This window comes from Phocaeicola faecicola (assembly GCF_013618865.1).
Taxonomy (GTDB): Bacteria; Bacteroidota; Bacteroidia; order Bacteroidales; family Bacteroidaceae; genus Phocaeicola; species Phocaeicola faecicola.
This window is the reverse complement of sequence record NZ_JABSOE010000003.1, coordinates 1-14,810: the sequence shown is the minus strand read 5'-3', so window position 1 is coordinate 14,810 and position 14,810 is coordinate 1. Positions and strand designations below refer to the sequence as shown.

General features: G+C 46.3%; 11 protein-coding genes and 3 pseudogenes. 8 read left to right on the top strand and 6 right to left on the bottom strand.

The features are described 5' to 3' along the window. Window positions 1-279: 279 nt before the first annotated feature. Together yidC and H3001_RS01240 are read right to left on the bottom strand one after the other, a co-directional pair. The gene (yidC, locus tag H3001_RS01245) at window positions 280-2,133 is read right to left on the bottom strand and encodes a membrane protein insertase YidC (RefSeq protein ID WP_181213855.1); all 1,854 of its coding nucleotides are present in this window, start codon (window positions 2,131-2,133) and stop codon (window positions 280-282) included. 55 nt (window positions 2,134-2,188) lie between these two features. Next, window positions 2,189-3,787, bottom strand: a complete 1,599-nt coding sequence (locus H3001_RS01240) for a CTP synthase (RefSeq protein ID WP_181213854.1) — start codon at window positions 3,785-3,787, stop codon at window positions 2,189-2,191. A gap of 221 nt (window positions 3,788-4,008) precedes the next feature. Between H3001_RS01240 and H3001_RS01235 the strand changes: the two genes are divergently transcribed. Next, window positions 4,009-5,661: a DUF3078 domain-containing protein gene (locus H3001_RS01235; protein ID WP_246368362.1), complete on the top strand. Its 1,653-nt coding sequence runs from the start codon at window positions 4,009-4,011 to the stop codon at window positions 5,659-5,661. 41 nt (window positions 5,662-5,702) lie between these two features. Continuing rightward, window positions 5,703-6,314: a trimeric intracellular cation channel family protein gene (locus H3001_RS01230; protein ID WP_181213853.1), complete on the top strand. Its 612-nt coding sequence runs from the start codon at window positions 5,703-5,705 to the stop codon at window positions 6,312-6,314. 127 nt (window positions 6,315-6,441) lie between these two features. Here the strand turns inward: H3001_RS01230 and yihA are convergent, their stop codons facing one another. The 3 genes and pseudogenes from yihA to H3001_RS01215 all read right to left on the bottom strand — a co-directional run bounded on the left by yihA (window position 6,442) and on the right by H3001_RS01215 (window position 8,285). Continuing rightward, window positions 6,442-7,056, bottom strand: a complete 615-nt coding sequence (yihA, locus tag H3001_RS01225; RefSeq protein ID WP_181213852.1) for a ribosome biogenesis GTP-binding protein YihA/YsxC — start codon at window positions 7,054-7,056, stop codon at window positions 6,442-6,444. 28 nt (window positions 7,057-7,084) lie between these two features. After that, window positions 7,085-7,237 (bottom strand): annotated as a pseudogene (locus tag H3001_RS01220) (SDR family NAD(P)-dependent oxidoreductase); the annotation flags it as partial. Between the two features lie 91 nt (window positions 7,238-7,328). Further along, window positions 7,329-8,285 (bottom strand): NAD(P)H-dependent flavin oxidoreductase, encoded by a 957-nt coding sequence (locus tag H3001_RS01215; protein WP_181213851.1) that lies wholly within the window; start codon window positions 8,283-8,285, stop codon window positions 7,329-7,331. Window positions 8,286-8,667: 382 nt separating this feature from the next. On the opposite strand from H3001_RS01215, the gene H3001_RS01210 reads away from it, so the two are divergent. From H3001_RS01210 to H3001_RS01190, 6 genes and pseudogenes are all read left to right on the top strand, one after another. Next, window positions 8,668-9,093: an Hsp20/alpha crystallin family protein gene (locus H3001_RS01210; protein WP_181213850.1), complete on the top strand. Its 426-nt coding sequence runs from the start codon at window positions 8,668-8,670 to the stop codon at window positions 9,091-9,093. A 129-nt stretch (window positions 9,094-9,222) separates the two neighbouring features. Beyond that, window positions 9,223-10,002: an arginase family protein gene (locus tag H3001_RS01205; RefSeq protein ID WP_246368344.1), complete on the top strand. Its 780-nt coding sequence runs from the start codon at window positions 9,223-9,225 to the stop codon at window positions 10,000-10,002. A gap of 108 nt (window positions 10,003-10,110) precedes the next feature. Then, window positions 10,111-10,857: pseudogene (locus tag H3001_RS19380) on the top strand (MBL fold metallo-hydrolase); the annotation flags it as partial. A gap of 18 nt (window positions 10,858-10,875) precedes the next feature. Beyond that, window positions 10,876-11,241, top strand: a complete 366-nt coding sequence (locus H3001_RS19375; protein WP_317170743.1) for a (deoxy)nucleoside triphosphate pyrophosphohydrolase — start codon at window positions 10,876-10,878, stop codon at window positions 11,239-11,241. 21 nt (window positions 11,242-11,262) lie between these two features. Continuing rightward, window positions 11,263-11,832, top strand: a pseudogene (locus tag H3001_RS01195) (metallophosphatase domain-containing protein). A gap of 536 nt (window positions 11,833-12,368) precedes the next feature. After that, complete coding sequence (locus H3001_RS01190; RefSeq protein WP_181213849.1) at window positions 12,369-13,934, top strand: glycoside hydrolase family 43 protein; 1,566 nt, start codon at window positions 12,369-12,371, stop codon at window positions 13,932-13,934. A gap of 59 nt (window positions 13,935-13,993) precedes the next feature. On the opposite strand, the gene H3001_RS01185 is transcribed toward H3001_RS01190, so the two are convergent. Continuing rightward, entirely contained in the window at window positions 13,994-14,206 is a 213-nt protein-coding gene (locus H3001_RS01185) for a hypothetical protein (protein WP_181213848.1), read from the bottom strand. Window positions 14,207-14,810 lie beyond the last annotated feature (604 nt).

The following is a 14,810-nucleotide window of genomic DNA, read 5'->3' as shown; positions in this document are numbered from 1 at the left end:
AATAAACTGAAAACAAAGATAGCAAATCTTAGGGAATAAACGGAGGGCATTTGACAGATTGTGAGGGCAGCGCCGTAATTTGTGAAACATGGGCTATCTGCTGGCGTGGGGGCAACTGACGGATGATTGAATGGGGGAGCAAATAACGGGACCGGGAAAAAAGAAAAAGAGTCCGGTATAATACCGAACTCTTTTCACTATTGGTAATGCCTGACTGCTCCCGGTTTCTTGAGACCGCCTCGTCATTCTGAAGGGTCTCCCTGTAGGAGAAGCCGAGCCTTATTTCTTGTTCATTCTTTCCTGACGTTCCTTCTGAAGACGTTCCTGCTCTTTCTGCAGGGCTTCCAACTTGGCCATCAGTCCGCTGGTCTTACCCGGTTTCGCCTCCTTCTTGTTGGCTTCCAGCTGTGCCAGCAACTTCTTCTCGTCCGTCATGCGGCGCATGATCCACATGGTCAGGATACCGATCAGACCGGAGATGAAATAGTAGTAGCTCAATCCCGATGCATACTCGTTGAAGATGAAGAAGAACATCACCGGCATGATGTACATCATCCACTTCATGGCAGCCATCTGAGGATTGTTGCCCATATCCTGCTGCTTCATCATGACAATCTGGTTCAGCACGGTCGTGATACTGAAGAGCAGACAGAAGATGCTCAGGTGATTGCCCAGCAAAGGAATGCTGGTGCTCCAGCTGATCAGGTCATCGTAAGAAGACAGGTCGTTTGCCCACAGGAAGCTCTGCTGACGCAGTTCAATTGCATTCGGCACGAAGAAGAACAAAGCCATGAATACCGGGGTCTGGATCAGCATCGGCAGACAGCCACCCATCGGGCTGACTCCGTACTGGCTGTAAAGCGCCATGGTTTCCTGCTGTTTCTTCAGCGCATCTTCCTGCTTCGGATATTTGGCATTGATCTTGTCTACGTAAGGCTTCAGGGCACGCATCTTTGCAGAAGAAATGAACGACTTCCAGGTAGTAGGAAGTACCAGAATCTTCACAATGATGGTCATCAGCAACAGTACGATACCCATGCTCAGTCCCCAGCTTGACAACCAGTCGAACAGGTTGATGGTAAACCAGCGGTTGATCAGGCGGATAATCGGCCATCCCAGGTAAACCAGGTCTTCCAGTTCCGGATCATTCTGGTTGATGCTCAGGTCATTGCTTGCCAGCAAGGTCTTGAAATGGTTCGGTCCGAAGTAGAACTGGAATCTTGAAGGTTCCGCACCGGTCGGGTCGAAGGCGGTAGTCATGTCCGCATGGTAGCGTTTCATGTAACCGCTGCCTTTCTGTTCCATCTTAGACTCCAGTGTGGCATTCTCGAAACTCTTCTCGGCCATGAATACACATGAGAAGTACTGGTTCTTGAATGCTACCCAGTCGAGTACTTCCGGAATGCTTTCCTTTTCGTCCTTGGTCTCGCTCAGGTAATCGAAATCGTCATCGACCGGCTTGTAGGTCAGCGAAGTATAGCGCTGTTCAAAGGTATATCCCTTTTCAGTCTGGCGTGCGCGCTGCTTCCAGTCGATGCTCATACTCTTCGCTGAAGGCGAGAAGAAGTTCTGCAACCCCTTTGCCTCAACCGTAAAGTTGACCATATAAGAATGAGGCAGCAGTTTGTAATTGAAATCCAGACAACCGTCTCCGGCGTTCAGGCGCATGGTTACGGTACTGTCGGTTACATTCACCGTCTCAAAATACATCTGGCTGCTCATGATGTTCTCATTCTTGCCTTCCAGTCCGATGTTCAATGAGGCATCCTCGCCGTCGAACAGTACCAGAGGCTGCTGCTGCTGGTCCTTGTATTCCTTCAGCATTGCCTTGCAGATACGTCCTCCCTTGTTGCTGAGTGTCAGTTGTACCAGCTCGTTTTCCAGCGTGGTAAACTGTTCCGTACCCTGAGAAGCCTGGTAGAACAGAGAAGTCGAATCCAGCGTCAGAGCCGTTTTTTCAGCATTCAGTTCCTGTTCCTTCTGCTCCAGCTCCTGCTTCTGCAATTCCGCACGGACCGAGTCCTGATAATGTTGAGCACGTGCCATTTCCTCCTGACTGGGGCGATTGTAGATACTGAAACCTACAATAACCGCTCCAATCAAGACAAATCCCACTAACGTGTTTTTATCCATTTACTATATCAATTTTTTATTATACATTTTAATCATCCGTCTGCTACCAGGCTGCTTATTTGTCGATGGCCGCCTTGATAAATGACAGGAACAATGGGTGAGGTTTCAATACCGTACTGCTGTATTCCGGATGGAACTGCGTACCGATATACCATTTCAGTTCAGGGATTTCAACGATTTCCACCAGACCTGAATCCGGATTTACACCCACGCATTTCATGCCGGCTGCCTCGTATTCCTTGCGGTAGTCGCTGTTGAATTCGTAGCGGTGACGGTGACGTTCCTGGATGTGCTCGCTCTTATAAGCCTGATATGCTTTTGAATGAACATCCAATACGCATTCGTAGGCTCCCAGACGCATGGTACCACCCATGTTGGTGATTGATTTCTGTTCTTCCATGATGTCAATCACATTGTGCGGAGTCTTTTCATCCATCTCACGGCTGTTTGCATCTGCATATCCCAGTACGTTGCGGGCGAATTCAATGGCCATGCACTGCATACCCAGACAGATACCGAAAGTCGGCACGTCGTGTGTACGGCAGTATTTAAGTGCAACGAACTTACCTTCCACGCCACGCTGGCCGAATCCCGGACAGATGATGATACCGTCCATATCCTTCAGCTGTTCTTCTACGTTGGCATCGTTCAGGTTCTCGCTGTTGATGAAGTGGATGTCCGCCTTGCGGTCGTTGTATGTCGCTGCCTGTGACAATGCTTCGAGGATAGACTTGTAAGCATCCTGCAAGTCGTATTTGCCTACCAGACCGATCTTCACCTTTTCAGTCGCGTTATGACGACGGTTCAGGAAGTCTCTCCACGGTCCCAGGGTCGGAGTTTCTCCTACCGGAAGTCCCATCTTTTCCAGAATGGTTACATCCAGTTTCTGTTCCTGCATGCGCAGAGGCACTTCGTAGATAGTCGGCATGTCCTTAGACTGGATGACCGCATTCTCATCTACATTACAGAACAAGGCCACTTTCTTTCTCAGGTTCAGGCTCAGTTCATGTTCTGTACGCAATACCAGAATATCCGGCTGGATACCTACCGACTGCAGTTCCTTTACAGAATGCTGTGTAGGCTTTGTCTTCAACTCTCCTGCTGCAGCCAGATAAGGAACGTAAGTCAGGTGCACGCAAAGTGCGTTGCGTCCGAGTTCCCATTTCAGCTGACGGATACTTTCCAGATAAGGCAATGACTCGATATCGCCCACTGTACCACCGATTTCGGTAATTACAAAGTCAAATTTGTACTTGTTACCCAGCAGTTTTACGTTGCGTTTGATTTCATCGGTAATGTGAGGGATGATCTGGATGGTCTTGCCCAGATAGTCGCCCCGACGTTCTTTGTCGATTACACTCTTATAAATACGTCCGGTAGTAATATTATTGGCCTTGGTAGTCTGAATACCCAGGAAGCGTTCATAATGCCCCAAGTCAAGGTCGGCTTCATGGCCGTCCACTGTTACATAACATTCTCCGTGTTCATAAGGATTCAATGTACCCGGATCGATATTGATATACGGGTCAAACTTCTGAATGGTTACGCTGTAGCCTCTGGCCTGCAGCAACTTACCGATAGATGATGAGATAATGCCTTTACCCAGTGAAGAGGCAACACCACCTGTTACAAAAATGTACTTTGTTTCTGCCACAATTATGAATATTTTAAAATAGTTGTTGTTTCTAACACTTTTATTTCAAGTTTGCAAAATTATAAAAAAAAGCCAAATATCCCATTATATTCATCAATAAAACATTCGAGAATGCATTTTAGTCGCATATTGTGAAAACCAAAAGCCGAGGTATAATGTTATAATTGAAAGCTTTTTTATTTTATGAGAAAAAACGTATTTTTGCAGAAAAAATAATAGCGATGAAAAAATTGATTTATACCTTGCTCTTAGGAGGTCTTTTTTATTCGGTAGGAGGGGGACATGTCGGAGCGGTCCAGACACAACGGGACACGATATTTACTTCAATCAACGGACTTTCATTATCCTTAGCCGGTGATACGGCATATACCATATGGACAGATACGATCGGGGGAGTCCGTGCGGATTCTACCGTTGCTCTTTCAGAAGATTCCCTGTCTGTATTGTATGAGAGCCTGGAACCGGTAGATTCCTTGCCGGAGAATCCGAAGATGAAGACGTTGGTACAGCAAAGAAGGGATGCCTATTGCAGTGATTCGCTGCTCCAGGACAGTCTGATGAAAGTGGAGAAGATGAAAAAATCATATATTCCTCATCCCTGTGTGTGGAAATTCAACCTGTATGTCAGAAACTTTCACAGAGAATATAAGGAACTGCTCGACCGGTGGGACGACATTTACCTGCCTGCAGCTCCGGCATGGATCCGTTCGGATGCCGACTATTATAAACTGATTATACCTACTACTTATTATTCCGATCCGATTGAGGAGGCTTTCTCAATCAGCGACTGGAAACCGGTAATTCCATTTGTCAAGGAAGATCCGATAGAGAAACTGCTTCCTCCGTTGCCTCAGCTGACGAAATCGAAAAAGATAGACCAGTACATCAACCGTCAGTTGCTGAGTTTCTATCTGGACTATCCGAACATGGTACGCAAGAATGAGCGTGACCTGAAGGGAGTGGAACCTCTGGGAGATAAATATAAGATCAAGCGTCCGAACAAGGAGAAGGTCTTCTACCTGTCGCGGACTCCCATGCAGGTACAGCAGGTGGATGAAAACGAACTGCTGGTGGTGAAGCCTAATTTCTGGACAATGGGAGGAAACGGATATGTACAGTTCTCGCAGAACTTTATTTCAAAAAACTGGTATAAAGGAGGTGAAAGTACAAAATCACTGTTGTCGGGACTGGTATGGCAGATCAATTACAATGACCAGCAGAAAGTGCAGTTTGAGAACCGGATAGAATGGAAACTGGGCTTTATTGCTACTCCGTCGGATACGGTGCATCAGTATAAACCCAACAACGACCTGTTCCGTATCAGCTCCAAATTAGGTTATAAGGCAATCTGGAACTGGTATTATACTCTTTCGGCTGAATTCAAGACACAGTTTGCTTCCAGCTACGAAACCAACTCGGAGAATCTGGTATCAACGTTCTTCTCTCCGGCCGAACTGAATGTCGGTCTGGGTATGGACTACAAATACGTCAAGGACGGGGTGTGCAACCTTTCTGTACTGGTGAATCCGTTCAACTACACCCGTTATAGTATTGCAAGTGACCGGGTCGACCCTACGAAGTTCAATATCGATGCGGGTTGCAAGAGTAAAAATCAGTTGGGTTCACGTTTGGAGGCAACCGTAAGCTGGATCATCATCAAGAACCTGTTGTGGGAATCCCGCTTCTCTTATACAACGAACTATGAGAAGGTGCTTTCGGAATGGGAAAATACGTTTACGTTTACCTTTAACAAGTATTTTTCGACCAAGCTCTTTGTTCACACCCGTTTCGACGATTCAGTAGTACGTGATCCGGATAAAAGTTACTTCCAGTTGCAGGAACTGTTGAGTCTTGGATTCAATTATACCTGGTGAGATTATAGAGATATTTTGATGGTTTGTAATATTAAAGAATAATGCTCTCTTTTGTACAGATATTAGATTTTGTAGGAACCTTTGCCTTTGCAATCAGTGGTATCCGTCTGGCTTCTGCCAAACAGTTCGACTGGTTTGGCGCCTACATTGTGGGACTGGCTACTGCCATCGGCGGCGGTACTATCAGGGACGTGTTGCTTGATGTGACACCCGTGTGGATGACCGACCCGATTTATTTGATATGTACGGCATTTGCCATGTTTTTTGTGATTATCTTCGGAAAATACCTGATTCACCTGAACAATACGTTCTTCTTTTTCGACAGTATCGGACTGGCATTGTTCACGGTGGTCGGATTCAGCAAGACGATAGCTTTGGGATATCCTTTCTGGGTAGCCATTATTATGGGTAGCATAACCGGAGCTGCAGGAGGTGTGATCCGTGATGTCTTTATCAATGAGATTCCGCTGATATTCCGTAAGGAAATCTATGCGATGGCCTGTGTGGCAGGAGGCCTGGCATGCTGGATCTGTCAGTTGCTTGATATGGAAGCTTATCAGACACAGATGATTGGCGGTATCACAGTGTTTATTGTGCGCCTGCTGGCTGTCAAGTATAAGATAACCCTTCCAATATTGAAGGGAGATGAATGACATCTGCCGATAATTTATTGTCTGTGGAGAGATAAAGAAATCCCGGATCTGACTGTTTCATATCAGTCAGATCCGGGATTTCTTTTATTACACAACTTTCCCCTTGTGGAAAAATGAGCCGGAAGCCTCAGACAGTGGCAGCTTCTTTGAGTTGGCGGTTTACACTGTCTATATAATCCAGAATCTCTTTCCGGCCGGTCCGGTTCTCAGAAGAAGAGATGAAATAAGGTGGAAGTTCTTCCCATTCCTCTTTCAGACGATCCAGGTAATGCGCTACGTTCATCTTTGTCTTTCCTGCGCTTTGCTTGTCGGCCTTGGTAAAGATGATGGCAAACGGAATGCCGTTTTCTCCCAGCCACTGAATGAATTCCAGATCGATTTTCTGAGGCTCCAGACGACTGTCGACCAATACGAAAAGACAAGTCATCTGTTCCCGTTCAAGCACATAATATTCAATCAGCTTCTGTATTTTCTCCATCATTTTCTTGCCCCGCTGTGCATATCCGTATCCCGGCAAGTCGACCAGATACCACTCCTTGTTGATCAGGAAATGGTTGATGAGCAACGTCTTTCCCGGAGTAGAAGAAGTCATTGCCAACTTCGGATTCTTGGTCAGCATATTGATCAGACTGGATTTTCCCACGTTGGAACGTCCGATGAAAGCATATTCCGGCAAATTCCCTTTCGGACACATATCGGCCCGTGAGTTACTTATTACAAATTCAGCACTGGTTATTTCCATAATTTACTATTGGTTTGATTCATTTTTTTTCTGTGGTCACATTCTCTGCTGCCGGCGTAGCGGGTTTCCGGACCGACAAGGTTTTATTTCCCTTTCTCCGTCCCAGTTTCTTTTCCTTTTCCCAGGCAGCCTTACGGGCTTCGTACTGTTCCCGCTGGCGTTCAAGATAGTTATCTGCCATATCTCATTCGGTCTTATAATTAGTATTCATGATGACATAACCTGGAATACTGCTTTGAATGGAGTCTTCCAGTATGTACCTTTCTGTAGCTTTATTCACCCCATGACAAGTGATCCTGCATGCGCCGCAGGGCCCTGTTGTAGTCCGAGACGAGTTCGCTCATGACCTCCTTGACTGTCTGCAGTTGCTTTACCATGGAGGCAGCCTGGCCGATTTCCAGTTCGCCTTCTTCCAGATTGCCTTCAAAGATTCCCTTTTTTGCACGTCCTTTTCCCAGCAACTCTCTGATCTCGTCCTCTGAAGCCCCTCTCGATTCTGCCTCTGCCACCTGGCGGTAGAATTCATTTTTCACCAGACGGGTGGGTGAGAGCTGTTTGAGGGTCAGTACGGTATCTCCTTCATTCAACTGCAGACACCGGTCTTTAAAGTTGAAGTGTGCCGAACTTTCGGCGGTCAGTGCAAAACGGGTACCCAACTGTACGCCGTCGGCTCCCAGACTCTGTGCAGCCAGAATGCCCTCGCCGCTTACAATTCCACCTGCGGCAATCAGGGGCAAGGCACACAGTTTTCGTACGGCCGGAATCAGACAGAAAGTGGTCGTTTCTTCCCGCCCGTTATGTCCTCCTGCTTCAAATCCCTCGGCCACGACGGCATCGACACCCGCTTCTTCACATTTGGCCGCAAAGCGGGTAGAGGAAACCACATGGGCTACTAGAATGCCTTGCTGGTGCAATCTGTCGGTCCAGGTTTTAGGATTCCCCGCCGATGTAAACACGATTTTCACCCCTTCTTCCATGATGATTTGCATGATGGTCTCAATTTCCGGATACATGAGAGGCACATTCACACCAAAGGGCTTTTGTGTGGCGGCCTGACACTTCCGTATGTGCTCACGCAGGGTTTCCGGATGCATGGAACCGGCTCCGATCAGTCCCAAACCTCCAGCATTGCTTACTGCGGCAGCCAGCCTCCAGCCACTGCACCATACCATTCCTCCTTGTATGATGGGGTATTGTATGTTGAAAAGACGACAAATTCTGTTATTCATATCGGTCTTGTTTTCGGGTTGCGTACTTTTAATTTCTACAAATGTACGGATTTTAACCGGAATATGCTAGTAAATAGGCCACCTCTTGTCAAAGCCGGGGGGAGACCGTATGTCGGTGGTTGCTTGCCTCAGGGTGTCCGGAAGAGTACGTATGTCATAATGTGCGTTTTTGTGACGTAATGTCCGGCCGGGTGGCAGTTTGTCAACCCGAATGTTTGCATAGGTTTAAAATCACGGCATGAAAGTGTAATGCAAGTTAAACAATCTGGGTCTGAGCGTCTTCGGAGAAAGTCGGGCACATCGTTTGTCATACTGATAGTGAATCGCGAAAGCGATGAAGAAAAAAAGATAATAATAAACTTAATAATAGGAGGTTACAATTATGATGCCGATTAGAAGAAACAATCAGGAATGGTTACCAAGTATCTTCAATGATTTCTTTGATAATGACTGGATGTTCAAGACAAATACTACTGCACCTGCCGTCAATGTAATTGAAAACGAAACAGATTATAAGATAGAGGTTGCAGCTCCGGGAATGACTAAGGAAGACTTCAACATACATTTGGCCGACGACAATCAGTTGGTGATTACGATGGAGAAGAAAAACGAATCAAAGAACGACAAAAGCAAGTATCTGCGCCGGGAGTTTTCTTACTCGAAGTTCCAGCAGGCACTGGTACTTCCGGAAGATGTGGAGAAAGATCATATCAGTGCTTCTGTCAATGACGGTGTACTGACCATTGATCTGCCGAAGAAGACTCAGGAAGAAAAAGCCAAAGAATGCAAGACCATTGAAATCAAATAAGCAAAGCTGAATCATAAACAGGGGACGGTTGTTCAACCGCCCCCTGTCATGTTTATGACATTTTCTCCGGAGATTTGTATGAGAGTAAGAAAAGATGAAAGAATAAGATAGAATAATACACTGTATAATATGGATGAAACGAATGGACTGCTTTCACGGAATGTCGTGATAATGAATTTTTCGGGAGTATATGATATGGAGGGATTACCGCACAATAGCCGGTACAAATGGTTGGACTGCAGGCATTTGTCGGGGACCGACTGCTATTGTGATGAAGAAGGGAAAAATGCGCTGGTAAAGCTTATCGGAGAATGCCCCGCAGGAGGTGTTCACTTCATTGATTCCGGCAATTATCATTACCTTACCAAATTCTGGACAGACAGAATTACCCGACCGTTCTCACTGGTGGTATTCGACCATCATCCGGACATGCAGCCTTCTCTGTTCGATCATATTCTTTCGTGTGGCAGTTGGGTAAAGGACGTGCTGGACAGTAACACAAACTGTCGCAATGTGGTAATTGTGGGTGCTTCGGATGAATTGATCCGGGCGGTACCTCACGGATACGAGGAAAAGGTGCATTTTTACAGCGACAACGACCTTAACAAGGAGGAAAGCTGGAGGAAGTTCTCCAGGGAGTTTGTGGCTGATCCGGTATATATCTCCATCGACAAAGATGTGCTGTCTCCTGAATATGCGGTGACCAATTGGGACCAGGGTACGATGGATCTGAAAGAACTGGAAAAACTGCTGTACATTATTCTGCGCAATCATCCGGTGCTGGGAATAGATGTCTGCGGCGAGTTCCTTCCTGATTCGGATTTGACGGAAAACCTCAAGGATGCGACGGTTGATGGACGGATCAATAAAGCCCTGTTGCGCCTGGTCAGTGCCAGATGCGATGAGTAAGGATTTGGCATAATGGCAGGAAGATTTAATGGAAGTTTTCCGAATAATCTGTATTTTTGCGGATAGAAGCGACCGGCTTCTGCGACAACCCTTAAATTAGCACCCGTTATGCAACTGACCTATATTTTTCACAGCGGCTTTGCGTTGGAAACAGACCGCTGTATACTCATATTCGATTATTGGATGGATCCGGCAGACGTCATGCCCCGTTTGCTGCAATCGTCCAAACCGATGTATGTCTTTTCGAGTCATTTCCATGAAGATCATTTCAATCCTGAGATATTTTCCTGGCGGGCCCGGAAAGACAATCTTTGCTACATCCTCTCGAAAGACATCTTGAAGCATCGTCGGGCAAAGAAGGAAGATGCAGACGTATGGTTGGGAAAGGGGGCTGTATGGGAAGACGGATTGATCCGTGTAACCGCTACCGGGAGCAATGACAGCGGTGTCTCATGGGTGGTAGAAACGGGCGGAAGCCGTTTTTTTCATGCGGGTGATCTGAACAACTGGTATGCCCGTTTCCTGACGGATGATTATCAGGGAGGACTGGTTTACAGTCCGGAGTGGGGCATTGACATCGATCCGGCTAAAGAAGAAAAGCGTTTCTTGGGCGAACTGAAGGATATCCGTAAACTTACGGACCGTTTTGATGTGGTGATGTTTCCTGTAGACGGGCGTATCGGCAACGGTTACACGCGTGGAGCGCGTCAGTTTCTGGACCGGTTTCAGGTGGGTTTGTTCGTACCCATGCATTTTGTGGCCAGCGGCTTTGAATCGGCGTGGCGGATGAAGGAGTTTGCGGATGCCAAATGTGTTTCCTTCTGGAGCATTTGCCGGGAAGGAGAAAGCCGGGAAGTAAGGAAACACATTGAAGTGGTTGCGGCAGTCATTGACCGTGACGGAAAGTATTTCGCCACGCGGCGCGGGTATGGAGAGTTTAAGGACTACTGGGAATTTCCAGGGGGAAAGATAGAACCGGGTGAGGGTCCGGAGGAGGCACTGGTACGTGAGATTCGCGAGGAACTGGATACGGATATCCGGGTGAATGATTTTCTTGTGACGGTGGACTATGATTATCCTTCGTTCCACCTGACCATGCATTGTTACCGATGCTCCGTTGTTTCCGGTCATCTGGTACTGAAGGAGCATGAAAATGCCGCCTGGCTGAGACCGGAAGAACTGGACAGCGTAAAGTGGCTTCCGGCCGATGTGGAAGTGGTGAAGAAAATCAAAGATTAATCAAATTCGCTAACTGACCCAATGAAGATACTTCAATTATCAGACACGCATAATCATCATTCGGAACTGACGGAACTTCCGGCAGCAGATGTCATTGTGCATTGTGGGGATTTTACGGAATACGGAACCGAAGAGGAGGTGCTGGACTTTCTGAATTGGTTTGCAGGACTTCCGTATCCGCACAAACTTTTTGTAACGTGAAACCATGACTTGTGCCTTTGGGATGCGGAAGGCATCGAAAATTTGCCCGAAGGAGTACATTTCCTGCAGGATTGCGGATGCGTGATTGAAGGAGTCAGATTCTTCGGACTGGCATATAATCATCCGGAAAGTCTGATTCCGGCCGATACAGACGTGGTCATTACGCATGAGCCTCCGGTGATGATACTGGATAAGTCTGCCGGAACGCACTGGGGGAATGCTCCACTCCGGCAGCGGGTATGTGAGGTGAAGCCTCGCTATCATTTGTTTGGCCATGCTCACGATGCATATGGAGTAATGAAAGCAGAAGGTACTGTTTATTCGAATGCGGCTTTACTGGATGACTTCCACAGATTGTGCCGTCGCCCCAGGTTGTTTATGCTGTCATGAACCGGACGTCGGCTTATGGCAGGTGTGGCAGCTGTATTTTCTTTGCGGATCGTATTGTATCTTGATTTTCCTGTATGGGTATCGTCTTTATAAGAGTGGATGATGTTCACATCCACTTTGACGGCAGGTCCGGTTACGGTTGGGCATACAAGGAGGAATGAACTGCCAGGGGAGGCGTAGGAACTAAGATGTTACTGCCGTGTTGACCCGTTACATTCTTAGAATATGACAAAACTGTGATAATATAATATCAGAGTCGCATAGTCATATCGTTTATTTTTGCAGAAAATACCGTGAATATATGAAAAACAAATACAATTTATACCGCTGCGGGGGCTGTGTACCGCTTCCTGTGTTTCCTGTAACATTTCAGGCAGGCACAGTCTCTTCTGCTCATCCTGCTCTTTGTGCCGCCCCTGTTTTATGTTCCCAGATGATGCTTGTACTTCGGGTATGAGAAAGCATGAAGACCTGTGATTTTGCATGACGGGTAACCGGAAATGATTTTGGTAGTAAACATAATAAATTTGATAACTATGAAATGTTTGAAATTCTTATTCTTAACTCTTGTACTCTTTGTATTTGAAACCTACGCCCAAGGATATAAGAATCCTGTGATCAAAGGGTTTCATCCTGATCCGAGTGTATGTAGGGCCGACGACGGTTTTTATCTTGTAAACAGCAGTTTCCAGTACTTCCCCGGAGTTCCCTTGTTTTATAGCCGTAATCTTGTCAATTGGGAGCAAATCGGCAACTGTCTGACCAGAAGTTCACAGGTGAAACTGGATGGTGCGACATCAGTCTCAGGGATTTATGCACCTACCCTCCGTTATCATAAAGGGGTGTTTTATATGATTACCACTAACATATCGGACCGGGGAAAGAATTTTCTGGTACATACTACCGACCCCAGGGGAGAATGGTCAGAGCCTGTGTGGCTGGAGCAGGGAGGAATAGATCCTTCGCTGTATTTTGAAGACGAAAAATGCTATATGGTGAGCAATCCGGGAGGATGTATCATGCTATGCGAGATAGACCCGATGACCGGAGAGCAGTTGACGCCATCGAAGAGAATCTGGACCGGAACAGGGGGAAGGTATCCGGAAGGACCTCATATTTATAAAAAAGACGGATGGTATTATCTCTTGATATCAGAAGGGGGTACGGAAGTTGCCCATAGTGTCACAATAGCAAGAAGCAGGTATATAGACGGTCCCTATGTGGGTAATCCGGCCAATCCCATATTGACCCATGCCTGTCAGGAAGCCGAGACAAATCCGGTACAAGGTACCGGTCATGCCGATTTTGTGGAAGCCTCGGACGGTTCGTGGTGGATGGTATGTCTGGGCTATCGGAATATGCCGGGTTTCCATCACACATTGGGAAGAGAGACATTCCTCTCTCCGGTGAGATGGGATAAAAATGCCTGGCCGGTGGTCAATGGCAATGGCATTATATCGCTGGATATGGATGTGCCTACACTGCCATTGTATCCTATAGCCGAAAGTTCAGGACGCTATTCTTTTGAAAACGGGAAGCTGTCTTCCGAATGGATGTTCCTGCAAAATCCCAGGATGGAAAATTATGAGTTCAAGAACGGGAAACTGCGACTGAAGGCCACACCCGTATCATTGTCGGAAATTGGTAGTCCCACTTTTGTCGGAATACGCCAGACCGATTTTGACATGCATGCTGCCACTTCTTTCACCTTGCGTGATGCGCAGCCGGGTGATGAAGCCGGAATCACTGTCTATATGGATTATCATTCACATTATGACCTGTTTGTACGGCAAAATGAGGATGATACCCAATCCATCGTTCTGAGATATAAACTTGGAGAACTGGAACACATAGAGAAAGAAATTTTGCTGAAGGAAAAGAAGCAGGTTGAACTGACTGTTAAGTCAGATATGGGCCATTATTATTTCGGCTATATTCACAATGGAGCGTATCAGGAAATAGACAAGATGAATACCCGATACTTAAGCAGTGAAACGGCGGGTGGATTTACTGGAGTTGTCATCGGGCTGTATGCAACGTCCGTATCCGGAAAATCAAAGGCTTATGCGGATTTCAGTTGCCTTGAATATCAGGCGAAATAAAAGGATATATTGTTCAGGAGGCTTTGTCTCGAGACAAAGCCTTTTTTATGATTCTCCGTTTAGGCGATGAGGCATAAGAGCCAGCCCAAAGCGCCAAAGCCGACGTATGCCAGCAGTCCGAGCACGGCTGTATAGAACAGTCCCAGTATTGTGCCGTATATCAATGCCGCGATGCTCTTGAATATAAATCCGAAGAATGAGTCGGCGTTAACGATTGCATCGTTCTCATCGTACGTAATGTATCCGTCTAAGAATTTTCTTGTATATTTCATAATGGTCGATATTTAATGTGAGCGTAATGTGAATACTGAAATCGGGTGAGATATGTCCAGCGGTTAGGATGAACAGTCATGCTTTCCTGCCCTTATCCGTTTGCAAATCCTTTTATGAACCCCTTTATGAAGTTCGGGATGAAAACCAGCGCATACAAAGTGATAATTAAAATCTTCTTGATAATCTTTTTCATATTCTTCTTCATAAGTATATTGTTTATCAATCTATAAGCATATTGTGTTAGCTGTGATGAGGCCCCCGGTCGTCTTTCTTTGCTGCAAAGATAGAAGAACGGTCCGAACTGTGCCATTAATTTCATACACCTGGGGAAACAACTCAGTTGACGGATCGTTTCTGCGGTCTGCTTAAGTGGAGAATGAACTTTCGGAAGGTGAAGAGGGGGCTCCGCCGTGTATGAAATTAATGGCATGGCTGCATCATTGTTCCTATTTTTGCAGCGAATCAATAAATATTGTCACTAGTGTCTCTTAAAAAATGTAAAACATCTCAATATGGCTCATTATGATGTAAAATCCAATTCTAGCTGACCGTCATTTTTGTAAAGGATGTCGTATTCAGCATGGCTAAATAGATCCTTGATAT